The 21,509-nt window shown below is 60.6% G+C and carries 22 protein-coding genes; 16 read left to right on the top strand and 6 right to left on the bottom strand.

What is annotated here, in order from left to right:
- Window positions 1–171: 171 nt before the first annotated feature.
- Entirely contained in the window at window positions 172–759 is a 588-nt protein-coding gene (locus GH983_RS13565) for a DUF1134 domain-containing protein (protein ID WP_054148335.1), read from the bottom strand.
- 190 nt (window positions 760–949) lie between these two features.
- Here GH983_RS13565 and chpT point away from each other — a divergent pair, with 190 nt between their 5' ends.
- Both chpT and GH983_RS13555 read left to right on the top strand, forming a co-directional pair.
- A complete protein-coding gene (gene chpT, locus GH983_RS13560) occupies window positions 950–1,594 on the top strand; it encodes a histidine phosphotransferase ChpT (RefSeq protein WP_069043521.1) in 645 nt (214 codons plus the stop codon).
- A 114-nt stretch (window positions 1,595–1,708) separates the two neighbouring features.
- The gene (locus GH983_RS13555; protein ID WP_054148337.1) at window positions 1,709–2,071 is read left to right on the top strand and encodes a PleD family two-component system response regulator; all 363 of its coding nucleotides are present in this window, start codon (window positions 1,709–1,711) and stop codon (window positions 2,069–2,071) included.
- A gap of 169 nt (window positions 2,072–2,240) precedes the next feature.
- Here GH983_RS13555 and ctrA read toward each other — a convergent pair whose 3' ends face one another.
- Window positions 2,241–2,942, bottom strand: a complete 702-nt coding sequence (gene ctrA / locus GH983_RS13550; RefSeq protein WP_054148338.1) for a response regulator transcription factor CtrA — start codon at window positions 2,940–2,942, stop codon at window positions 2,241–2,243.
- Between the two features lie 33 nt (window positions 2,943–2,975).
- Between ctrA and GH983_RS13545 the strand changes: the two genes are divergently transcribed.
- Both GH983_RS13545 and GH983_RS13540 read left to right on the top strand, forming a co-directional pair.
- Window positions 2,976–3,230: a hypothetical protein gene (locus GH983_RS13545; protein ID WP_150127507.1), complete on the top strand. Its 255-nt coding sequence runs from the start codon at window positions 2,976–2,978 to the stop codon at window positions 3,228–3,230.
- 147 nt (window positions 3,231–3,377) lie between these two features.
- Window positions 3,378–3,728, top strand: coding sequence for a hypothetical protein (locus tag GH983_RS13540; RefSeq protein WP_054148339.1), 351 nt, complete (start codon window positions 3,378–3,380; stop codon window positions 3,726–3,728).
- A gap of 98 nt (window positions 3,729–3,826) precedes the next feature.
- On the opposite strand, the gene GH983_RS13535 is transcribed toward GH983_RS13540, so the two are convergent.
- A complete protein-coding gene (locus tag GH983_RS13535; protein WP_054148340.1) occupies window positions 3,827–4,111 on the bottom strand; it encodes a GNAT family N-acetyltransferase in 285 nt (94 codons plus the stop codon).
- A gap of 81 nt (window positions 4,112–4,192) precedes the next feature.
- On the opposite strand from GH983_RS13535, the gene GH983_RS13530 reads away from it, so the two are divergent.
- The gene (locus tag GH983_RS13530) at window positions 4,193–4,684 is read left to right on the top strand and encodes a paraquat-inducible protein A (RefSeq protein WP_153762662.1); all 492 of its coding nucleotides are present in this window, start codon (window positions 4,193–4,195) and stop codon (window positions 4,682–4,684) included.
- A gap of 83 nt (window positions 4,685–4,767) precedes the next feature.
- On the opposite strand, the gene GH983_RS13525 is transcribed toward GH983_RS13530, so the two are convergent.
- Complete coding sequence (locus GH983_RS13525) at window positions 4,768–5,043, bottom strand: DUF1153 domain-containing protein (RefSeq protein ID WP_006725852.1); 276 nt, start codon at window positions 5,041–5,043, stop codon at window positions 4,768–4,770.
- Window positions 5,044–5,446: 403 nt separating this feature from the next.
- Between GH983_RS13525 and GH983_RS13520 the strand changes: the two genes are divergently transcribed.
- Entirely contained in the window at window positions 5,447–6,187 is a 741-nt protein-coding gene (locus GH983_RS13520) for a helix-turn-helix transcriptional regulator (RefSeq protein ID WP_054148341.1), read from the top strand.
- A gap of 68 nt (window positions 6,188–6,255) precedes the next feature.
- Here the strand turns inward: GH983_RS13520 and GH983_RS13515 are convergent, their stop codons facing one another.
- Window positions 6,256–7,281 (bottom strand): DUF2793 domain-containing protein, encoded by a 1,026-nt coding sequence (locus GH983_RS13515; RefSeq protein WP_153762661.1) that lies wholly within the window; start codon window positions 7,279–7,281, stop codon window positions 6,256–6,258.
- 124 nt (window positions 7,282–7,405) lie between these two features.
- Entirely contained in the window at window positions 7,406–8,191 is a 786-nt protein-coding gene (gene cysQ, locus GH983_RS13510) for a 3'(2'),5'-bisphosphate nucleotidase CysQ (RefSeq protein WP_194842840.1), read from the bottom strand.
- A gap of 237 nt (window positions 8,192–8,428) precedes the next feature.
- On the opposite strand from cysQ, the gene GH983_RS13505 reads away from it, so the two are divergent.
- The 10 genes from GH983_RS13505 to GH983_RS13460 all read left to right on the top strand — a co-directional run bounded on the left by GH983_RS13505 (window position 8,429) and on the right by GH983_RS13460 (window position 21,503).
- The gene (locus tag GH983_RS13505; protein ID WP_153762660.1) at window positions 8,429–9,682 is read left to right on the top strand and encodes a sarcosine oxidase subunit beta family protein; all 1,254 of its coding nucleotides are present in this window, start codon (window positions 8,429–8,431) and stop codon (window positions 9,680–9,682) included.
- Between the two features lie 9 nt (window positions 9,683–9,691).
- On the top strand, window positions 9,692–9,973 hold the full coding sequence (locus tag GH983_RS13500) for a sarcosine oxidase subunit delta (protein ID WP_153762659.1): 282 nt from the start codon (window positions 9,692–9,694) through the stop codon (window positions 9,971–9,973).
- Complete coding sequence (locus GH983_RS13495; protein ID WP_153762658.1) at window positions 9,970–12,927, top strand: sarcosine oxidase subunit alpha family protein; 2,958 nt, start codon at window positions 9,970–9,972, stop codon at window positions 12,925–12,927. Before GH983_RS13500 ends, GH983_RS13495 begins: the two co-directional genes overlap by 4 nt.
- Before the next feature lie 10 nt (window positions 12,928–12,937).
- Window positions 12,938–13,489, top strand: coding sequence for a sarcosine oxidase subunit gamma (locus GH983_RS13490; protein ID WP_153762657.1), 552 nt, complete (start codon window positions 12,938–12,940; stop codon window positions 13,487–13,489).
- Window positions 13,490–13,566: 77 nt separating this feature from the next.
- On the top strand, window positions 13,567–14,685 hold the full coding sequence (locus GH983_RS13485) for a metallophosphoesterase (protein ID WP_153762656.1): 1,119 nt from the start codon (window positions 13,567–13,569) through the stop codon (window positions 14,683–14,685).
- Between the two features lie 216 nt (window positions 14,686–14,901).
- Complete coding sequence (locus GH983_RS13480) at window positions 14,902–17,328, top strand: FAD-dependent oxidoreductase (RefSeq protein WP_153762655.1); 2,427 nt, start codon at window positions 14,902–14,904, stop codon at window positions 17,326–17,328.
- 273 nt (window positions 17,329–17,601) lie between these two features.
- Window positions 17,602–18,504, top strand: coding sequence for a branched-chain amino acid ABC transporter permease (locus tag GH983_RS13475; protein WP_054148351.1), 903 nt, complete (start codon window positions 17,602–17,604; stop codon window positions 18,502–18,504).
- Window positions 18,505–18,508: 4 nt separating this feature from the next.
- Window positions 18,509–19,903 carry a high-affinity branched-chain amino acid ABC transporter permease LivM gene (gene livM / locus GH983_RS13470; protein WP_054148352.1) on the top strand — a complete coding sequence of 465 codons (1,395 nt, stop codon included), beginning with the start codon at window positions 18,509–18,511 and terminating at the stop codon, window positions 19,901–19,903.
- Window positions 19,903–20,775: an ABC transporter ATP-binding protein gene (locus GH983_RS13465; RefSeq protein ID WP_054148353.1), complete on the top strand. Its 873-nt coding sequence runs from the start codon at window positions 19,903–19,905 to the stop codon at window positions 20,773–20,775. The genes livM and GH983_RS13465 overlap by 1 nt, the downstream gene beginning before the upstream one ends.
- Window positions 20,775–21,503, top strand: a complete 729-nt coding sequence (locus GH983_RS13460; RefSeq protein ID WP_054148354.1) for an ABC transporter ATP-binding protein — start codon at window positions 20,775–20,777, stop codon at window positions 21,501–21,503. Before GH983_RS13465 ends, GH983_RS13460 begins: the two co-directional genes overlap by 1 nt.
- The last annotated feature ends 6 nt before the right edge of the window (window positions 21,504–21,509 follow it).

Here is a 21,509-nt window from a genome sequence, read left to right as displayed (position 1 = left end):
ATATTCAATCACGACGGCGCCACAGCACTAGGGAAGCATTAGCAGATAGTTAAGCATGCAGAGTGTCGCCCGGCAAGCAGAACAGCCTGACGAGCCATGTCCTTACACCAATATGGCTAACGACAGAACAGATCGAGCTTGCTTCAGCCTTAAGGATTAAGGCGAGACGGTTCAGAAAGGGTTCCAGGTGGGTGTGCGGGTCAGCTTCAGATAGCCGACATTGATGCCGAGGCGTGCGCCGATGCCAGTGCGAATCGGCACCAGGACCACGTCACGGCTCTTCAATACCGTCATGCCGACGCCGGCGACGATATAGGCCGAGCCGCTCACGCCGCCATAGCGGGCATAGAGCGTGTCGACATCCGGCAGGTCATAGACCAGCATCATGGTGCGGGTGCCGTTGCCGCCGTAGTCGAGGCCGAGGGAGGGGCCTTGCCAGAAGACGTCGTGCTGACCGACATTCTTGGTGTAGAGCGTGCCTTCGCCATAGGTCAGGCCGGCAATGAGGGCGCCTGAGCCTTCCTGGCCCAGAATATAGCCGTTCGGAAGGCCATTCTGCTCGAAGGCCTGCTCGATCACCTTGGCGAGCGCTCCACTGGTCTCGCCGAAGAAGCCGTGGCCTGCGTCGACCACTTCCTGGATCGAGTATTCGCCGGCAGCATGGGCGGGGCGCAGAGCCGAAACGAGGCTGATCGTTGCCAGAATGGCGACGGCCAGCGACCGCAGCAGTGGCAGGGAGCAGTGGGGCAGGTGACGCATAGTGCCTCCTAAATGCGAAGCCGACGGATTCGGCGTCTTCCTTGGGGGTAATTAAACCTAGCGAGCATCGTCTTAATAATCGGTTTACCAAATATGGTGTCATTATGGCCGAACGGTATCCGACCAAGTCGTAGCCAGCGGACGTGTGTCCGACTGTTGCTTCGAGGGTCCACATCTTCTGGAGAAGACCATGGCGAAGAATCCTAATCTCACGCTTGCAGGCCCCGATCTTGCTGCGCTGCTCTGCAGCCGTGTCTGCCATGACGTGATCTCGCCTGTTGGAGCGATCAACAACGGCCTGGAACTGCTTGACGAAGGCGGCGCCGATGCCGATGCGATGGATCTGATCCGGACCAGCGCGCTCAACGCCTCGGTACGGCTGAAATTCGCCCGACTTGCCTTCGGTGCTTCGGGCTCGGTCGGTGCTTCGATCGATACCGGCGAGGCGGAAAAGGCAGCAAAGGATTTTGCCCAGGCCGAGAAGAAGACCGAGGTGAGCTGGAGCGGACCGCGCGCGATCATCCCTAAGAACCGGGTGAAGCTGCTGCTCAACCTCTTCCTGGTCGCCTATGGTGCCATTCCGCGTGGCGGCTCGCTGGATATTTCTCTCGAAAACCCGGAAACGGACGCCAAGTTCAAGATCGTCGCCAAGGGACGCATGCTGCGGGTGCCGCCGAAGTATCAGGAAATCCTGTCCGGTCATCTCGAAGAGGCCGTCGATGCCCATACCATCCAGCCTTATTACACGGTGCTGCTCGCGGATGAATGCAGCATGGAGCTGAAATGCGTGCCGAGTGAAGGCGAGATCGCATTCACCGCCGAGGTCGTGAGCTGAACCGTCCCGCTTCGGGACGCGCAAGTGCTGCAACCGGTAACCTTTCCTTAGGCGCGGCCCATTAAGGTATCCATTACATTTCAGATCCCCCGTATCTGGGGAGGGGAGTCCACCATGAAGCGCCTGATGATCGCAGATGGGTCCGACATCGTTCGCAAGGTCGGCAAGAAGATCCTGTCGGAACTCGGCTACCAGGTGACGGAAGCGGCGTCCGGTCGCGAGGCGCTGTCGCGCTGCGAGCGCGAGCTTCCCGATGTGATGATCGTCGATGCCGGCATGAGTGATGCCCTCGATCTGATCTCCAATGTCCGTGCGCTGCCGGAAGGCAAGGCGGTCAAGATCTACTACTGCGTGGTGGAAGCCGAGCTGAAGGTGATGATGGCCGGGAAGCGGGCGGGTGCCAGCGACTTCCTCCTGAAGCCCTTCGATCGCGAGATCCTCACGAAGACCTTCGGCGACAAGGCAATCGCTGCCTGATTTCCCCTGCCGGGGCTAAACGACGACATGTGTGACAAAGGCGGTGCCCAGAGCGCCGCCTTTTTTGTGTTTGCTTGATCAGTGCCGGGGAAGCCCTTGTTTCGAGGCTCCAAAATGCAAGAAGCCCGCGTCATCGACGCGGGCCTCTTTGAAGAAGTGGAAAAGGGGCTTACGCCGTTTCCATGTATTCCGCACCATCCGGCTCGCGCAGCACATAGCCACGACCCCAGACGGTTTCGATGTAGTTGGCGCCACCGGCAGCGTTTGCGAGCTTCTTGCGCAGCTTGCAGATGAAGACGTCGATGATCTTCAGTTCCGGCTCGTCCATGCCGCCGTAAAGGTGGTTGAGGAACATTTCCTTGGTGAGCGTGGTGCCCTTGCGGAGCGAAAGCAGCTCCAGCATCTGGTATTCCTTGCCCGTCAGGTGAACGCGCTGACCGCCGACTTCGACCGTCTTGGCGTCCAGGTTCACGATCAGCTCGCCGGTGATGATGATCGACTGGGCATGGCCCTTCGAGCGGCGGACGATCGCATGAATGCGGGCAACCAGCTCGTCCTTGTGGAACGGCTTGGTCATGTAGTCGTCGGCGCCGAAGCCCAGACCACGTACCTTGTCTTCAATGCCCGCCATACCGGAAAGGATCAGGATCGGCGTCTTCACCTTGGACAGGCGAAGGGTACGCAGCACCTCATAACCGGACATGTCAGGCAGGTTCAGGTCGAGCAGAATGATGTCGTAATCGTAGAGCTTGCCGAGGTCGACACCTTCTTCGCCGAGATCGGTGGTGTAGACGTTGAAGCTCTCCGACTTGAGCATCAGTTCGATGCTCTGCGCCGTTGCGCTATCGTCTTCAATGAGTAGAACCCGCATATTTATCCCCTTTACCGCCGCCGAAAGGTCAAGATGGCCCCCTACGCGATACGGATCCAGTCGTTGCCTGATTTGAAGGCTGCCACCAATTGGTTAACAAATTCTGATTCCCTCTGGCAAGGTGTATCGAATTTATTAAGCAAAGATATCAGCCTCCTGATTCTTCATGTGTTTCCGGTCATCGCCACACCTGAATCAGCACCTCAGGAAACCCCTGTAACCGATTCATTTGACTCATCATTGTCACGAGCTCTTTTCGGGCTCTGGCATTTACTGACCCTTAAGTGATCGGGCTTATCATTAACGATGCCCGTAAACGAAAGGTTACCAAAGGTAGCTTTTTGTTAACGCCGCGGACTTTTTTTGGACGAATCGGTGGCGGGCGTGTTGAGTAGCAAGTGTGGCGGGGGGTCTCGCATCACGGGAGTATTGCGTATGAAGTCGCGTGAGAGCCTGGTACGCCTGAAGGGATTTCAGGTTACCGAAAAGCGTCGGCAATTGCAGCAGCTGCAGTCAATGATGTCGGAATTCGAACGGATGGCGAAGGAGCTAGAAGCTCAGATCGGCATCGAGGAAAAGAAATCGGGCATCACCGATCCCAATCATTTCGCCTATCCCACCTTCGCCAAGGCGGCACGCCAGCGCGCGGACAATCTCCAGGTCTCCATTCGGGAACTGAAGGTCCAGCAGGAAGCGGCGGAACTGGCGTTGGAAGAGGCTGAAGCGGAATACCAGAAGGCGGCGGCTCTCGAAGAGCGCGACGGCCAGATGCGTGTCCGGGCCTGAATAACGCTATTCAGTCTGGTTGAGATTTCAAACAGGAAGGCGGGCGCGGGTTATCCGGCGTCCGCCTTCGTTCGTCTTGGGCACCGGCTGACCGGAGCTCACTTGCGCACGTCGTTCCAATCCGGGTGCCGGTCCATCTGCGCCTTCATGAACGGGCAGAGCGGGATGATCTTCCAGCCGCCTTCACGCGCGGCAGCGACGGCATGTTCGGCGAGCGCCTGACCGGCGCCCTGTCCGCGCATGGTGTCCGGGACTTCCGTATGGTCGATGATGATCAGGCTGGCGGAGGCACGGGAATACGTCATCACGGCCGGCTTGCTGATGCCCTCGATGCGGCCGACATAGCGTCCACCCGATCCTGCCTCTTCACTGGTGATCTGCATTGACGCCTCCTGTTGCCGCGTTTCGATGGTTCTGTTTAACATCGGGTAGAGCCGACCGGGAAGCCAACTGCCGGATACGCTGTGTTCGATGTCAGGAAGGGAGCCATTGTGGTCGTCTGGTTGAAGGCGCTTCTTCTCGTCGGAGCCTCAATCTCGTTTGCGCTCGGCGTGAGCCTGCCGCTGATGCGGTTCGAAAGTTTTTATGTCTTTTCCACCGATGCCTCGCTGATCGAGGTGATCGTTTCGCTCTATGCCGACGGAGACGGCTTGCTTGCGCTTCTGGTCGGGCTCGTTTCCATCGGTTTTCCGCTGATCAAGCTGCTGCTTCTCGCGGCCGAGAATATCGCTGGCGAGGTGCAGCCGGGGCAGGGGTTGCTCACGCGGTTGGTCCCGGTGCTGTCGAAATGGTCGATGATGGACGTGTTGCTGGTCGCCATCGTCATCTTCGCGACGAAAACCAGCGGGCTCGCTCAGGCCTTCACGCAGCCGGGGCTCTGGTTCTATGCCGGATCCAGCCTGGCGGTTGCGGCGCTCAGCGGCTTGAACGCGGTAAGCGTTGCCCGAAAAACATGAAACCGGCAGGCTGGGCCTTGCCGGTTTCAGGTATGGGTCTGATGCAATTAGAAGTGTACCGGGCGAGCCGGCACGAAAATGGACTAATGGCGATACTGCTGAATTCGGGTGGTGCGCAGGCCCGGCAGGCCATGATCGTTGATCGATGACTGCCAGGATAGGAATTCCTCGACCGTCAGGGTGTAGCGTTCGCAGGCTTCTTCCAGGCTCAACAGGCCACCACGCACAGCCGCGACAACCTCAGCCTTGCGGCGGATCACCCAGCGGCGCGTATTGGCCGGCGGAAGATCGGCAATCGTAAGGGGGCTGCCATCGGGGCCGATGACATATTTCACTCGTGGGCGGATCATTTCGGTCATTGGACTCTCTATACAAACTCAAGACCACACACCCTCATACTAGGACCGATGCTTTAAAATTTGCCTAAGCCCATTGTAAGCATTTGATAATAATTTTCGCGACCGGGCTGGGGCGAGAGTCGTGGCGTTTCGGACAAGTTGATTAAACTTGCGGCAAATGCATAGGAGTTATGCGAGGACTGCGACTGGTGCCCATTAGCGATCTGTGGCATTGGGCTCCCCAGCAATACTGATGTCTCGATCGATGCGTCGATCGGAAGGGCAGATGTCGAGCATCGCGGTTTCCGTAGGGGGCCGCAAGACCGGCGACAGGCCCAGCTGATACTCGTTCCCCATGGAGCGATTCAATGTCCACAAACATTCGAAATCCCGATCGGACGAACGTCCGGTCGAAAGGAGTTTTATGTTCAGGCCAACTGATGTGACGGGCAGTCACGGTCTTGGTGACGGTGATGCCGTTTTTCAGAGCGAAGCGCTCTCCACCGGCCCATGGGGGCGCGAGTTCTCTGCGCTCGGTCGCAGCCATGGCTTTCGAAACACGCTGCTTGCGCGCGTTCCAAAGGCGGATAGTCCGGAGTTTTCGGCCAATCTGATCCTCTGTACCTGGCCTGACGAACTGCGCCTCGGCTATGAAGCGGCAGAAGTCTATGCCGGCAGCCTGCTGATCGCGCGGATCAAGCAGTCTATCCTTCCGCTCTTCACGCATGACAATCTGTTTCTCGGCACGCCGGGATCGGAGGCGCGCCAGCCGCTTGCCCCGCTTTTCCAGCAGTTTGAGATGGGCGGTTCTCTGGTCTTCAACTTGAACGACCGCAACCAGACCCAGTATGTGCTCGTCTTTTCGGGGCGTGACCATGCGCCCGAGCGTCCGGAAATCGCTGCCCTGCAGCTGAGTGCGATGGAGCTGCTGGATTCGGGCGTCGAGGCCCTGGTGCCGCGGCTTGGGCCGAAGGAAAAGCTGTCGGCACGCGAGATCGAATGTCTTCGCTGGTCGGCGGCCGGCAAGAGCAGCGATGAAATCGCCATCATCCTCGACATTTCCAGCCACACGGTTGTCAGCTATCTCAAGAGTGCAATGCGCAAGCTTGAGGCGGTGAACCGCATGCAGGCCGTGGCGCGCGCCTGTCGCTATCGGCTGCTCTGACACTCGCATACTTTACAGACGAAAAGGGGCGCCGGCTTTTCAAGCGGCGCCCTTCGTCGTTTTGATCTTCAGAGAAAGGCGAGGCTCAGCTCGGTCTTGCCGTAGCCGAACTGGTACTGGATCGTGCCCTGATGGCGAAGCGCCAAGGTGTCGCCGGCATCGAGCCAGACCAGAGCGACCGTGCTCGATGTCCCGGCGCCCCCGATATGGGTTGCGATATCGGCGGCGCCGTTGCGGCTGACATGGACCGTGTGGGTACCGGTGCTGACGGCGGATACGCTGAGCGACAGCAGATAGTAACCGGATACAGCGACGACCAGCGGCCGGCCATGGCCGGAGGCGAGCGGTGAGCCGAGGGACATGTCGCCACCCGAGAGGTGCAGGTCGTCAAAGCCGGTGAAGCTGCCGGCTGTTGGTGTGAGCGTTGTCGTGGCGAGGGCGGCGCGGGCCAGCGGCCGCTGATCGTGGCGGACATAGCCTTCCGGGGTGATGCTCACGGCCTGGCGCCAGCCTGTCATGTCGCCGTTCACCTTCAGCGAGAAGCGATCCTCTCCGGCAAGGCCCATCTCTGCGCGACCCTGCCAATTGGACTGGAAAATCAGGCTCGCCGTATCCGGGGTGGCAGCCTTGTTGATCGTCAGACGATGGTTATCGCCGGCGTGGTTCAGAAGGGTCGCCGGCGAGGAGAGGGAGAGCCTGTTGTGGCCATCGGCATCGGCGGCAATTCCCAGGCGTTCGAAGCGTGCTTCGGCGACAAGCGGCGGAACAATCCAGTCCGTGCCGTCGAAAATCCTCAGCCTCTGCTCGTCGAGGAAAAGAGCGTGCCAGCCGATCCTGGGTGTGATGAAAACCCAGACGCCATCCTGAAACAGGGCGAGTTGCCCGGCATGCCCTGTCCAAAGATCGGTTTCCGGTGCGGCGACCCAGTGGATTTCACCTTCCTCAGGATCGGCAGGCGGGCTCGTCGCATTGCCGGCGACAACCAGTTGTACCAGCGCGTCGAGCCGCTGGAGTGCTTCATTGTGCGTCACGTGCTTCTGGGCCTGCGCCGGCAGGATGAAGGGCAGGGCGAGATTGGGGGTCGTGTCTGGCATGGTCTCTCCTTCGCATTCGGCTGCCGGGGGCAGCGCGTGTTGACGCGGAGAGTGTGAGACAGGCGCAGCAGAGGGGGATGAAAAGCATCTGCCCCCATTGAATAGCCTCGAAATTTTCCGAAACTCATCCCCGCTCGGAGGGGCGTCCGGTGGCGAGAAAGGGTGGGTTTTCGAAGGTGCGCAGCCCGGGCAGGCGCTTGCCATAGGTGAGCGGCGCGCCGTCTTCGGTCGCAACCATGCCGCCAGCTGCCCGAAGCACGGCATCGCCTGCAGCCGTGTCCCATTCCATGGTCGGGCTGAAGCGGGGGTAAAGGTCGGCAACGCCCTCGGCCACCAGGCAGAACTTGAGCGAGGAGCCGACAGTCTTGCGCTCCAGGATCTCCGCCTTGCGGATATAGGCGTCGGTCGCATCGCAATTGTGAGAGCGGGACACCAGGGCTGACGGGGAAGTCCCCTTCAAGCGCGCAGCAATCGGCATGCGGGCCACGACCCTGTCGTTTTCATCAAGCTTCAGCTTCTCCGCCTTGCCGGCGCCGCCGAGATAAAGCGTGTTGAGTGCTGGCGCATGGACGACGCCGAGTGTGGGGGTGCCGTCTTCGATCAGCGCAATGTTGACCGTGAAGTCGTCATGGCCGCCGATGAATTCCCGGGTGCCGTCGAGCGGATCGACCAGGATGAAGCGCCCGCCGCTGACGTCGGGGATGCGGCCGGCGGCGACCTCTTCCTCGGCAACCACAGGGACTTCGGGCAAAGCGTGGGCCAGTGCATCGAGAATCAGGCGTTCGGCGGATTCGTCCGCCTCGGTCACCGGAGACTTGTCGCCCTTCAGGCGCACCCCTGCACCCGCTTTGTAGATGTCGAGAATAACGCGGCCAGCGGCAATCGCGCTCGTCTCGAACAGCTTCAGAATGTCCTGCCTATCACGCAACTGAACCGGGCTCCCGATCACATCCACTCCGGTTTATCCCCGTCTCCCACGCTTTGGAAGTGCTCGATGTCGCAAGCTCTTGCCGGGGTGTGATGTTTCTGTGCTGCACTGCGATCAAACCTGTGTTCCATGTCTCAAACAGCATAGATTTTGTCCTGATCGCGCTTGCTCTTTATGATGCCTATGCGAATGTGACGCGACATTTGCAGAGGTTGTTCGATGCGTTATTCCGCCCTTTCGATCTTCCGCCAGGCGCTTTCCGGCAACCGGAACTGGGCGCCGATGTGGCGCGAGCCGCAGCCGAAACCGCATTACGACGTTGTCATCGTCGGGGGCGGCGGGCATGGTCTTTCCACTGCCTATTACCTCGCCAAGGAATTCGGCATCACCAATGTCGCTGTTATCGAGAAGGGCTATCTCGGCGGCGGCAATGTCGGGCGAAACACCACGATCATCCGTTCGAACTACATGCTGGAGGGCAACGAGCCCTTCTACGAATTCTCCATGAAGCTGTGGGAAGGCCTGGAACAGGACTTCAACTACAACGCTATGGTGTCCCAGCGCGGCATCATCAATCTCTTTCATAGCGACGGCCAGCGCGATGCCTATGCGCGGCGCGGCAATGCGATGATGATGCATGGGGTGAAGGCCGAACTGCTCGACCGCGAGCAGGTGAAGGCGATGATGCCCTATCTCAATTTCGATCATGCGCGCTTCCCGATCATGGGCGGATTGCTGCAGCGGCGCGGCGGCACGGCCCGTCATGACGCGGTTGCCTGGGGGTATGGACGCGGTGCGGACGAGCGCGGCGTGGATCTCATCCAGCATTGCGAAGTGACCGGCATCCGCCGCGACGAACTCGGTCAGGTGACTGGTGTCGAAACGAGCAAGGGTTTCATCGGCTGCAACAAGCTGGCGCTGGCGACTGCCGGTCATACCTCTGTCACCGGCAAGATGGCGGGGCTGGACCTGCCGATCGAGACGCATGTGTTGCAGGCCTTCGTGTCGGAGGGCATCAAGCCCGTCATCGACAATGTCATCACCTATGGCGCCGGACATTTCTATATCTCGCAGTCCGACAAGGGCGGCTTGGTCTTCGGCGCCGACATCGACTACTATTCCTCCTATGCCCAGCGCGGCAATCTCGCGACCGTCGAGCATACGATCGAGGAGGGCGTGTCGCTGATCCCGGGTCTATCCAGGGTTCGGGTGCTGCGGTCCTGGGGGGGCGCCATGGACATGTCGATGGACGGCTCGCCGATCATCGACCGCACGCCAATCGACAATCTCTATCTGAATTGCGGCTGGTGTTACGGCGGCTTCAAGGCGACGCCGGCGTCCGGCTTCTGCTTTGCCCATTTGATCGCGAAGAACGAGGCCCATCCCGTGGCCCGCCTCTTGCGCCTTGATCGCTTCGAACGCGGCTTTGCCGTCGACGAAGGCGGCAAGGGTCCCCAACCGAACCTGCATTGAGACATCGCCATGGCAAGCCTGATCACCTGTCCGCATTGCGGCGTTCGTCCCAAGGAAGAGTTCAGCATTCGCGGTGACGCGAGCCCGGTCCGTCCGGCGCCGGGTGCGCCCGACGATGCCTGGAACGCTTACGTTTTCATCCGCGACAATCCGAAGGGCCGGATCATCGAGCACTGGCACCATTCGGCCGGTTGCCGGCGCTGGGTGGTGGTCGAGCGCGACAATGCTTCGAGCCATGAGGTCTATAGCGTGACCGATGCGAGCGAATACGCGAAGGAGGCCGCACGATGAGTGGTTACCGGCTTTCCTCCGGCGGGCTCGTCAACCGCGCCCGCACCATCTCCTTCTCGTTCGATGGTGAGACCTATACCGGTTATGAGGGCGATACGCTGGCCTCTGCGCTGATTGCCAATGATCAGCTGCTCGTCGGGCGCTCGTTCAAATATCACCGTCCGCGCGGCATCGTGACGGCGGGCTCGGCGGAGCCGAATGCCCTTGTCACGATCGGCAAGGACGGTCGGACCGAGCCGAACACACGCGCCACTGTGGCCGAGCTCTATCAGGGGCTCGAAGCCAATAGCCAGAACCGCTGGCCGTCGCTGAAATACGATATAGGTGCGGTCAACAGCCTCTTGTCGCCGTTCTTGTCCGCCGGCTTCTACTACAAGACCTTCATGTGGCCGAAAGCCTTCTGGGAAAAGCTCTACGAGCCGATCATCCGGAAAGCCGCCGGCCTTGGCAAGACGCCGTTCATCGCCGATCCCGATCGCTACGAAAAAGCCTGGGCGCATTGCGACCTGCTGGTGGTCGGAGCCGGGCCCGCCGGATTGATGGCAGCGCGGGCCGCCGCGCGCGCTGGGCTGCGCGTCATTCTGGCGGATGAAGGCTTCAGGCTTGGCGGATCGCTGCTTTCCGAGCGCGTCACCGTCGGCGGCGTGCCGGCGGCCGAGTATGCTGCCTCCGTCGTCGAGGAGCTGAAGAGCCTTTCCAACGTCACGCTGATGCCGCGCACCACGGTGTTCGGCTGGTATGACGACAATGTCTTCGGTGCCATCGAAAAGGTGCAGAAGCATGTCGCCCAGCCTTCGGGTGAGCTTCCGGTCGAGCGTGTCTGGCGCATCGTCGCCAAGCGGGCGATCCTCGCTTCGGGTGCGGAAGAGCGGCCGCTGGTCTTCGGCGGCAACGACAAGCCGGGCGTGATGACCTCGGGTGCTATCAGGACCTATCTCAATCGCTATGGCGTCGCCGCTGGCCAGAACGTCGCGATCTTCACCAATGGCGGTGCGGGTTATCGCACGGCGGCCGATCTGGTCGCTGCCGGTGTGGGTGTCGCTGCTATCATCGACGGGCGGACACACTCGTCTGATGTTGGTCCATCAGGCGTGCGGGTCATCCGCGGCGGCTCCGTCATCGACACCAAGGGCACTTACCGGATCAAGGGTCTGATTGCCGAACGCGTCGGCCATCAGGAAGAGATCGCCTGCGATGCGCTGGCGATGAGTGGCGGCTATAGCCCGATCGTGCATCTCGCCTGCCAGCGCGGCGCCAAGCCCACCTGGTCGGACGAGCACCAGGCCTTCCTGGCGCCCGATGTGGGGCAGGGGCTGCGGATCGCCGGCTCTGCTGCCGGGCATGCGTCGCTCGCCGCCGTTCTACGCGACGGCGCCGACAAGGCGCATGAGGCGATCGGTGATCTCGGTCGTCTCGTCGGGACGGTCGACGTGCCCGAAGTCGAGGGCGAATTCGACGCGAGTTTTGCGCCGCTCTGGTACGTGCCGGGTGCAAAATCCAAGGCATTCGTCGACTTCCAGAACGACGTGCATGTGAAGGACCTGAGCCTTGCCCAGCGCGAGGCCATGGGGCATGTCGAGCACAGCAAGCGCTACACGACCGGCGGCATGGCGACCGATCAGGGCAAGCTCGGCAATGTCGCCACGATCGGCATCGTGGCCGGCATGCGTGGCGTATCCCCGGCCGAGATCGGCACCACGACCTTCCGGCCCTTCTACACGCCCGTTTCCTTCGGGGCGATGGCGGGCACCTCGCGCGGTGAACATTCGCGGCCCGTGCGCACCTCGCCGCTGCATGGCTGGGCGAAGAAAAACGGCGCCGTCTTTGTCGAATCCGGCCTCTGGTATCGCTCCTCCTGGTTCCCGCGCGATGGCGAGAAGACCTGGCGCGAGGCCGTGGACCGGGAAGTGCTGAATGTCCGCGCCAATGCCGGGATCTGCGATGTCTCGACGCTCGGCAAGATCGAGATCTTCGGCAAGGATGCCGCGGAATTCTTGAACCGCGTCTATTCCAACGCCTTTCTCAAGTTGCCGGTCGGCAAGGCGCGCTACGGACTGATGCTGCGCGAAGACGGGATTATCTACGACGACGGCACGACCAGCCGCTTCTCGGACGAGCATTTCTTCATGACAACGACCACGGCCTATGCGGGCGAGGTGATGACGCATCTGGAATTCTGTTCCCAGGTTCTCTGGCCGGATCTCGACGTGCGGTTCGTCTCCTCCAGCGATCAGTGGGCGCAGATGTCGGTTGCGGGTCCCAAGGCGCGGATCATCCTCGAACAGATCATTGAGGACGATATCTCCGACGAAGCCTTCCCCTTCCTTTCAGCGCGGGAAGTGTTGCTCAAGGGGGGCTTGAAGGCGCGGCTCTTCCGCATCTCGTTTTCCGGCGAACTGGCCTTCGAAGTGGCAGTGCCGGCCAACTACGGCGAGGCTGTTGCCGATGCGATCGTGGCGGCCGGCAAGCCGCATGGCATCTGCGCTTACGGTGTCGAGGCGCTCAACGTGCTGCGCATCGAGAAGGGCTTCATCACCCACAGCGAAATCGATGGGCGCACGACGCCCGACGATGTGGGTCTCGGAAAGATGTTCTCGACGCAGAAGGCCGATTTCATCGGCAAGCGATTGTCGAGCCGCTTCGGCCTCACCGCTGCCGATCGTCCGCAACTCGTCGGCCTGAAACCTGTCGATCGCGACAAGAGTTTCGCTGCCGGCGCGCATCTCTTGAAGGAAAACGTCAAGCCGTCGACGCTGAACGACCAGGGCTGGGTGTCCTCCGTCTGCCATTCGCCGACACTCGGGCACACGATCGGGCTTGCCTTCCTCAAATCCGGCCGCGAGCGGCTTGGCGAGAAGGTCGTGGTCTGGGACGGCTTGCGTGGTGGGGAAGTGCTGGCCGAGGTCGTCAGCCCCGTCTTCTACGATCCCGACAACAAGAAACTGAACCTGTGAGGATCCTGCTATGCCGGTGACCTATGCCATCAGTCACGTGCTCGAGGACCACATTTCCGGTTTCGAGGCGACGCCCAATCCGCATCATCTCGCCATCCTGCGGGCAGTCTCCGTCTTCTCCGCACTCGCCCATCCGGGCCACGAGGCTGACATTGACGAGGCGCTCACCAATCTCGAAGATGTCCATGTGCGGGTCTGTGGACCGGGGGAGTGGCTTGTTCTCAGCGAGACCGTCGCTGCCGACACCATTGCGCGCCAGCTTGCCGAGCTCGGGGCAAGCCGGGCCTCCTTCGTCGACCAGAGCGACGGGCGCGTGGTGCTCCGGATTCACGGGCCGAAGGTGCGGTCGATCCTGGCCAAATGCACGGCGCTTGACCTGCATGCAGATCTCTTCGAAATCGGCCAGTCGAGCAATTGCCAGATTTGCCATGTCGCCGCCAACCTCGCCCGCACGGGCCAGGATGCGTTCGAGATCATCGTGATGCGCAGCTTTGCGGGATTTGTATTCGACGAGATGCGCGAGATGGGCCGCGAGTTTGCGCTGACGGCGGGGTTTTCGTGATCGACTGACCATGGCATTCCTTCGGTGAACTGCCGGGGCTATGTCGGCGTTATCGAAGCAAAGGATTCCGCCCCCGCATGTTTCACCTGATGTTCTCCCTGCCATGGCTGATCGTCGCCTCTCGCTTCATCGCCCCCCTGCCGTGGCCGTGGTGGGTGCAGCTTTCGCTCGCCGTCTTTCTGCTGTTTGCCTCGCAATATCACCTGTTCAGCCGGTTTACGTCCGGATCTGTCTTCGCGCCGGAATTCCCGCGGCCACTGGTGATCGCCTTCAATCTATTCTTCGGTGCCATCGTGCTCCTGGCGGCCATGCAGGTGATCCTCGACCTGATCAGTATCCTGATCTTTGCCGTCACCTGGTCGTTTCCTGTTGTGCCGCCGGAGGTGCGCTACACGATGGGGATCGCCGCGCTGTTGCTTGCAAGCTTTGGTATCAGCCAGGCGATCCGCGTGCCGAAGGTGAAGCGCATCGAGGTTGAGATTCCCGGTCTTGCGCCTGATCTCGACGGTTACCGGATGGTACAACTGACCGACATGCATATCAGCCGGCTGTTCACGGTCTCCTGGGCACGGGCCGTGGTGGAAAAGACCAATGCGCTCGACGCCGATCTGATCGTGATCACCGGCGATCTGATCGACGGCAGTCTCGATATCCGCCGCGAGGACATTGCGCCGCTTTCCGGTCTCAGAGCCCGTCACGGAGTGCTGACGGTGCCGGGCAATCACGAATATTTCTTCGATGTCGATCGTTGGCTAAAGCATTTCCCCGAACTCAACATGCGCATCCTGGCCAATGCGCATCACGTCATCGAGCGGGGGGAGGGCAGGCTCGTCATCGCCGGTGTGACGGATCTTTCGGCGCGGTTTACCGGCGCTGTCGAGCCGGATCTGGGGCGGGCGCTGCATGGCGCGCCTGCCGATGCCCCCGTCATCCTTCTCGACCACCAGCCGCGCATGGCAGAGCGGGCCGCAAAGCATGGCGTTGCGCTGCAGCTCTCCGGCCATACCCATGGCGGCATGGTACTCGGCCTCGACCGGATCGTCGCCCGGGCGAACAATGGCTATGTCTCCGGCTTCTACCGGGTCGGGGAGATGCAGCTCTATGTTAATAACGGCACGGGCCTGTGGCCAGGCTTTGCGCTCAGGATCGGCGTTCCGGCGGAGCTGACGGAGTTCACGTTGCGGGCGGTGCCTTAGCACACCAGCCGGTCCAGCTCCGTTTGTCCTGGCAGTTGGCAGACTTGGAGAATTTGCCGGGCCTCTATAGCACCAGAACCTTCCTCCCCCGCGCCGCCCACAGAACACCCGCTATCACCCATGCGACATCTTTCGTCGCAGCATGGTCTTCTGGCTTTCATGCGCGCAATCTAGCTTTGTTGCATCAATCATTGCCGCCAAGGGGAGCGTTTTTCCATGAAGAGCCATGCGCGTGTCGTCGTCATCGGCGGGGGTGTCGTCGGGTGTTCGGTGCTTTATCACCTGACCAAGTTCGGCTGGACCGATGTCGTCCTGCTCGAGCGCTCCGAGCTGACCTCCGGCTCCACCTGGCATGCGGCGGGCGGCATGCACACGATCAATGGCGATCCGAACGTTGCCAAGCTGCAGAAATACACGGTCGAGCTCTACAAGGAGATCGAGGAATATTCCGGTCAGGACATCGGCTTGCACATGACCTCGGGCCTGATGCTGGCAGCCACCAAGGAGCGCTTCGACTGGATGAAGTCGCTGCTGGCCAAGGGCAAATATGCCGGCGGTGAGGCGACGCTGATTTCGGCACAGGAAGCCTATGAGATGATGCCGCTGCTTGATCCCAAGCAGTTCGTTGGCGCGGTCTTTGATCCGCATGAAGGCCATCTCGACCCCTACGGCACCACCCATGCCTATGCCAAGTCGGCGAAGAAGAACGGGGCGGAAATCTATCTGCACACCAAGGTTGAGGATCTGGTGCAGCTGGAAGACGGCACCTGGCGGGTGATCACCGACAAGGGTGAGATCCGCTGCGAACATGTCGTCAATGCCGCCGGTCTCTGGGCGCGCGAAGTGGGTCGCATGGTCGGGCTGGAACTGCCGGTTCTGGCCATGGAGCACATGTATCTCATCACCGAAGACATGCCCGAGGTCATCGAGTTCAACAAGACGACCGGCAAGGAGCTGATGCACTGCGTCGACTTCGACGGCGAGATCTATATCCGCCAGGAACGCAACGGCATGCTGATGGGCACCTATGAAAAGGACTGCCGCCCGTGGTCGCCGATCGAGACGCCTTGGACCTTCGGCCATGAGCTTCTGGCGGAAGACCTGGAGCGCATCACCAATGAGCTTGAAATTGGCTTCCGGCATTTCCCGGCCTTCAACAATGCCGGTATCAAAAAGATCATCAACGGCCCCTTCACCTTCTCGCCTGACGGCAATCCGCTCGTCGGTCCCGTGCGCGGCATGACGAATTTCTGGTCAGCCTGTGCGGTCATGGCCGGCTTCAGCCAGGGTGGCGGCGTGGGCTTGGCACTTGCCAACTGGATCATCGAGGGCGATCCCGGCTTTGATGTCTTCGCCATGGATGTCTGCCGCTACGGCGACTATGCGACGCTTGCCTATACCAATGCCAAGGTGCGGGAGAACTATTCCCGCCGATTCTCGATCCGCTATCCGAACGAAGAACTGCCGGGTGCCCGTCCGCTTCTCACCACGCCGATCTATGACAAGCTGAAAAGCGCCGGTGCCGTGTTCGGTGCCTCCTATGGTCTGGAAACGCCGCTCTGGTTTGCGCCGGAAGGTGTCGAGGATGCCTTTTCATGGCGCCGTTCAACAGACTTCGAGGCTGTCGGCCGCGAGGCCAAGGCCGTCCGTGAGAGCGTCGGCCTGATGGAAACCTCGGGCTTTGCCAAGTATATGGTGAGCGGGGAGGGCTCACGCGCCTGGCTCGATCACATGCTCGCCTGCAAGCTGCCGGAAGTCGGTCGCATGGCGCTTGCGCCGATGCTGAATGAGGCCGGCAAGCTGATCGGCGACTTCACGGTTGCCAATCTCGACGACGAGGATTTCCTGATCATCGGCTCCGGCATTGCCGAGGATTATCATATGCGCTGGTTCGAGAGCCATCTGCCGGAGGATGGTTCCGTCGATATCGAGGCCCTCAACCTCAGCCTCGTGGGCTTGTCGATCGCAGGACCGAAGTCGCGCGACGTGCTCGCCAAGCTGACTCATCTCGATGTGTCCGATGCAGCGCTGCCCTTCATGGCGATCCGCGAAATGGATCTCGGCATGGCGCCGGTCATGCTCGGCCGCGTCAGCTATACCGGGGATCTCGGCTACGAGATTTGGATGCGGCCGGAATACCAGCGTTACGTCTTCGATACGCTGATGGAGGCGGGGGCGGAGTTCGGCATCACGCTCTTCGGCCTTCGTGCCCTCAATGCGCTTCGCCTTGAGAAGAGCTTCGGCAGCTGGTCGCGCGAGTATCGCCCGCTCTACGGGCCGCTCGAGGCCGGGCTGTCGCGCTTCGTCGCGCTCAAGAAAGAGGCGAGCTTCATCGGTAAGCAGGCGGCGATGGAGGAGAAACTGTCCGGCGGTACGCTTCGGCTGCGGACCTTCATCATCGATGCGAAGGATGCCGACGTCATCGGTGACGAGCCGATCTCCTACAAGGGGGAGGTGCGCGGCTGGGTGACGTCGGGCGGCTTTGCCCATCCGAGCGGGGTATCGGTGGCAATCGGGTACGTTCCGAAGGAGATCGCAGACGAAATCGACGGCTGGGAAGTGGAGATTCTTGGGGAAATCTTGCCGGCCAGACTGCAGCCTCAGTCGCTTTTTGACGCCAACGGGTCGCGAATGAGGAACTGAACCGTTTTCGACGTAAATGGGCTTGCTTTAGTTCCATCCGATAGACGGCAGGTCGCTCTCGTGACCTGCTGATTTCGTAAGCTTTTTCTGCTGCTTTTTTGTGTGACCTGTCATTTCCCGTGTCAAAGCACCTGTTAACAGTAACATTTTGCCTGACGCCTGCCTTTTTGGCTTCACATTTTCGGACAAAGCGATATGGAATCCCCCGACGCCTATGCCCGCAAGGGATAACAAAATGAGACGCAACAGCAAGGCGCGTCCGGGGGATAATATATGGAGTACTTTGCCCAGCAGCTCATCAACGGGCTGACTCTTGGTTCCATCTATGGCCTTATCGCTATCGGCTATACGATGGTCTACGGCATCATCGGCATGATCAACTTTGCCCATGGTGATATCTTCATGCTTGGCGGCTTTGCCGCTCTCATCGCATTCTTGGTCCTGACATCCTTCTTTGCTGGCGTTCCCGTGGCGGTCGCCCTGTTTGTGATGTTGGTTGTTGCGATGCTGATGACCAGCCTGTGGAACTGGGTCATCGAGCGGGTCGCCTATCGGCCGCTGCGCGGTTCATTTCGCCTCGCGCCGTTGATCACGGCGATCGGCATGTCGATCGTTCTGTCGAATTTCATCCAGATCTCGCAGGGTCCGCGCAACAAGCCGATCCCGCCGCTGGTCAGCGATGTTCTGCATTTCGGCAATATCACCATCGCGCTTAAGCAGGTGATCATCGTCGTGGTGACGGTCGTCCTGCTCGCCGCATTCTGGTACATCGTCAACAAGACACCGCTGGGCCGCGCTCAGCGCGCCACGGAGCAGGACCGCAAGATGGCGGCGCTGCTCGGCGTCGACGTCGACAAGACGATCTCCATCACCTTCGTGATGGGTGCGGCACTCGCCGCTGTCGCTGGTACGATGTACCTTATGTATTACGGTGTCGCATCGTTCCACGACGGCTTCATTCCGGGGGTCAAGGCCTTCACCGCGGCCGTTCTTGGCGGCATCGGCTCCCTGCCGGGCGCCGTGCTTGGTGGTCTGCTCATCGGTCTGATCGAGTCGCTCTGGTCCGCCTATTTCAGCATCGCGTACAAGGATGTCGCAACTTTCGGCATCCTGGCATTCGTGCTGATCTTCAAGCCCACCGGCATCCTCGGACGTCCGGAAGTCGAGAAGGTTTGATCCCATGACTACTTCTGAAAACGTAAATGGTGCCGCGTCGTCCGGCACACTGGCGCGCGCCATCAAGGAAGGCCTGTTCGCCGGTATCATCGCACTTGGTCTGTTCAGCCTCTACATCGGCATCAAGACCGATCAGAATATGGCGAACGAGCTGATCTGGTACACGCGTCCCGGCCTTCTCGCAGTGTTCGTGCTGATCGCCGCAGTCGGCCGCTTCGCCATGGTGGCGTTCATCGCGCCATGGTTCGCGGCCCGCCGGGAAAAGAAGTCCGCTTCCGTTCCCGTGCATGAGATCGACGCCCAGCCGTCATTCTTCAAGACGCATTTCCTGAAGATCGCGCTGCTTGCGCTGATCCTCTACCCGCCGGTCATCGTTGCGCTGACCGGGGTTCAGGGTTCTCTCAAGTATGTCGATAACTTCGGCATCCAGATCCTGATCTACGTCATGCTCGCCTGGGGGCTCAACATCGTCGTCGGTCTCGCCGGCCTGCTCGACCTGGGTTACGTCGCCTTCTATGCAGTCGGTGCCTATTCCTACGCACTGCTTGCCCAGAATTTCGGCTTGTCCTTCTGGCTGCTTCTGCCGCTCGCCGGTATCCTGGCCGCCTTCTGGGGTATCATCCTGGGCTTCCCGGTGCTGCGTCTCCGAGGCGACTATCTAGCCATCGTGACGCTCGCCTTCGGGGAAATCATCCGACTGGTGCTGATCAACTGGCAGGACGTTACCAAGGGTACATTCGGTATCTCCAGCATTCCGAAGGCGACGCTGTTCGGCATGCCTTTCGATGCCTCGGCCGGCGGTTTCGCCAAGACTTTCGACCTGCCGATGTCATCAGCCTATTACAAGATCTACCTGTTTTACGTGATCCTGGCGCTCTGCTGCCTGACGGCTTACGTCACGATCAAGCTTCGCCGCATGCCGATCGGCCGTGCGTGGGAAGCACTGCGTGAAGACGAGATCGCCTGCCGCTCGCTCGGCATCAACACCGTCACGACCAAGCTTACGGCTTTCGCGATCGGTGCGATGTTCGGCGGCTTTGCTGGCTCCTTCTTCGCTGCACGTCAGGGCTTCGTTTCGCCGGAAAGCTTCGTCTTCCTCGAATCCGCCGTCATCCTTGCCATCGTCGTGCTCGGCGGCATGGGGTCGCTGACGGGGATCGCGGTTGCGGCGATCGTCATGATCGGCGGCACCGAAGCTCTGCGTGAGATGGAGTTCCTCAAGGTCATCTTCGGCCCCGAATTCACTCCGGAACTGTACCGCATGATCCTCTTCGGCCTCGCCATGGTCATCGTCATGCTGTTCAAGCCGCGCGGTTTCGTCGGCAGCAGAGAGCCGACGGCCTTCCTCAAGGAACGCAAGGCCGTCTCGGGCAGCTTTACCAAGGAGGGTCACGGCTGATGGCCTCCGGGAACACGACAATGAGCAATGATACGATCCTGAAAGTCGAGCATCTGTCGATGCGCTTTGGTGGCCTCATGGCCATCAACGACCTGTCCTTCGAAGCCAAGCGCGGCGAAATCACCGCGCTGATCGGGCCAAACGGTGCCGGCAAGACCACGGTCTTCAACTGCATCACCGGCTTCTATCGGCCGACCATGGGCATGATCACCCTGATCCAGAAATCCGGAGACCGCCATCTCCTCGAGCGGCTGCCAGACTTCGAAATCCCCAAGAAGGCAAAGGTGGCGCGGACGTTCCAGAACATCCGTTTGTTCTCCGGTCTGACGGTTCTCGAAAACCTTCTGGTGGCGCAGCACAATGCGCTGATGAAGGCATCCGGTTACACCGTGCTCGGCCTGCTCGGCTTGCCCGCCTACAAGAAGGCCGAGTCCGAATCGATCGAGAAGGCTCGCTACTGGCTCGAGAAAGCGGACCTGATCGCGCGTGCCGATGATCCGGCCGGAGATCTTCCCTACGGCGCCCAGCGTCGTCTGGAGATCTGCCGTGCCATGTGCACGGGTCCGGAGCTTCTGTGCCTGGACGAGCCGGCTGCCGGTCTCAACCCGAAGGAATCTCTGGCGCTCAACACGCTGTTGCGCGCTATCCGCGATGAAGGCACCTCGCTGCTCCTGATCGAGCACGACATGTCGGTCGTCATGGAGATTTCCGATCACGTCGTCGTCCTGGAATACGGCCAGAAGATCTCCGACGGCACACCTGATCACGTCAAGAACGACCCGAAGGTCATCGCGGCCTACCTGGGTGTCGAGGATGAAGAATTGGAAGAAGCGATCCACGAAGTCGAAGCCGTGGCGGGAGGAGAGCACTGATGTCCTCTGAACCGCTACTCAAAGTTTCCGGCGTCGAAACCTATTACGGCAACATCCGCGCGCTCGCGGGCGTCGATGTCGAAGTGCACAAGGGTGAGATCGTGTCGCTGATCGGTGCCAATGGTGCCGGCAAGTCGACGCTGATGATGACCATCTGCGGCAGCCCCCAGGCACGTACCGGTCGGGTGGTCTTCGACGGCGAAGACATCACCGAAATGCCGACGCACCTGATTGCCCGTCGTCGCATTGCCCAGTCGCCGGAAGGCCGTCGTATCTTTCCGCGCATGACCGTGCTCGAGAACCTGCAGATGGGCGCAGGCCTCGACAACCTGAAATACTTCAAGGAGGACGTGGAGAAGGTGTTCACCATGTTCCCTCGTCTGAAGGAACGTCAGAGCCAGCGCGGCGGCACGCTCTCGGGTGGCGAGCAGCAGATGCTGTCGATCGGTCGCGCGCTGATGTCGCGTCCGAAGCTGCTTCTCCTCGACGAGCCGTCGCTCGGTCTCGCACCGCTGATCGTCAAGGGCATCTTCGAGCAGATCAAGCGGCTCAACAAGGAAGAAGGCCTGACCGTCTTCCTCGTTGAGCAGAACGCTTTCGCCGCACTGAAGCTTTCCGACCGTGCCTATGTCATGGTCAATGGCAAGGTGACGATGAGTGGTACGGGTAAGGAACTGCTGGCCGATCCGTCGGTTCGCGCGGCCTATCTCGAAGGCGGCCATCACTGAGCGCGG

This window comes from Agrobacterium sp. MA01 (genome assembly GCF_009650195.1).
Taxonomy (GTDB): Bacteria; Pseudomonadota; Alphaproteobacteria; order Rhizobiales; family Rhizobiaceae; genus Allorhizobium.
Note: the sequence above shows the minus strand (reverse complement) of the source record. Positions and strands in the feature narration are given on the sequence as shown.

What these genes read in the sequence shown, in the direction of transcription:
- GH983_RS13525 (WP_006725852.1), bottom strand. Translation starts at nt 5,043, where the DNA reads ATGACCGAAATGATCCGCCCACGAGTGAAATATGTCATCGGCCCCGAT.
- GH983_RS13500 (WP_153762659.1), top strand. Translation starts at nt 9,692, where the DNA reads ATGGCAAGCCTGATCACCTGTCCGCATTGCGGCGTTCGTCCCAAGGAA.
- livM (WP_054148352.1), top strand. Translation starts at nt 18,509, where the DNA reads ATGACTACTTCTGAAAACGTAAATGGTGCCGCGTCGTCCGGCACACTG.
- GH983_RS13540 (WP_054148339.1), top strand. Translation starts at nt 3,378, where the DNA reads ATGAAGTCGCGTGAGAGCCTGGTACGCCTGAAGGGATTTCAGGTTACC.
- GH983_RS13485 (WP_153762656.1), top strand. Translation starts at nt 13,567, where the DNA reads ATGTTTCACCTGATGTTCTCCCTGCCATGGCTGATCGTCGCCTCTCGC.
- chpT (WP_069043521.1), top strand. Translation starts at nt 950, where the DNA reads ATGGCGAAGAATCCTAATCTCACGCTTGCAGGCCCCGATCTTGCTGCG.
- GH983_RS13475 (WP_054148351.1), top strand. Translation starts at nt 17,602, where the DNA reads ATGGAGTACTTTGCCCAGCAGCTCATCAACGGGCTGACTCTTGGTTCC.
- GH983_RS13495 (WP_153762658.1), top strand. Translation starts at nt 9,970, where the DNA reads ATGAGTGGTTACCGGCTTTCCTCCGGCGGGCTCGTCAACCGCGCCCGC.
- GH983_RS13535 (WP_054148340.1), bottom strand. Translation starts at nt 4,111, where the DNA reads ATGCAGATCACCAGTGAAGAGGCAGGATCGGGTGGACGCTATGTCGGC.
- GH983_RS13490 (WP_153762657.1), top strand. Translation starts at nt 12,938, where the DNA reads ATGCCGGTGACCTATGCCATCAGTCACGTGCTCGAGGACCACATTTCC.
- GH983_RS13515 (WP_153762661.1), bottom strand. Translation starts at nt 7,281, where the DNA reads ATGCCAGACACGACCCCCAATCTCGCCCTGCCCTTCATCCTGCCGGCG.
- GH983_RS13480 (WP_153762655.1), top strand. Translation starts at nt 14,902, where the DNA reads ATGAAGAGCCATGCGCGTGTCGTCGTCATCGGCGGGGGTGTCGTCGGG.
- ctrA (WP_054148338.1), bottom strand. Translation starts at nt 2,942, where the DNA reads ATGCGGGTTCTACTCATTGAAGACGATAGCGCAACGGCGCAGAGCATC.
- GH983_RS13545 (WP_150127507.1), top strand. Translation starts at nt 2,976, where the DNA reads ATGGCCCCCTACGCGATACGGATCCAGTCGTTGCCTGATTTGAAGGCT.
- GH983_RS13465 (WP_054148353.1), top strand. Translation starts at nt 19,903, where the DNA reads ATGGCCTCCGGGAACACGACAATGAGCAATGATACGATCCTGAAAGTC.
- GH983_RS13520 (WP_054148341.1), top strand. Translation starts at nt 5,447, where the DNA reads ATGTTCAGGCCAACTGATGTGACGGGCAGTCACGGTCTTGGTGACGGT.
- GH983_RS13565 (WP_054148335.1), bottom strand. Translation starts at nt 759, where the DNA reads ATGCGTCACCTGCCCCACTGCTCCCTGCCACTGCTGCGGTCGCTGGCC.
- GH983_RS13505 (WP_153762660.1), top strand. Translation starts at nt 8,429, where the DNA reads ATGCGTTATTCCGCCCTTTCGATCTTCCGCCAGGCGCTTTCCGGCAAC.
- GH983_RS13555 (WP_054148337.1), top strand. Translation starts at nt 1,709, where the DNA reads ATGAAGCGCCTGATGATCGCAGATGGGTCCGACATCGTTCGCAAGGTC.
- GH983_RS13460 (WP_054148354.1), top strand. Translation starts at nt 20,775, where the DNA reads ATGTCCTCTGAACCGCTACTCAAAGTTTCCGGCGTCGAAACCTATTAC.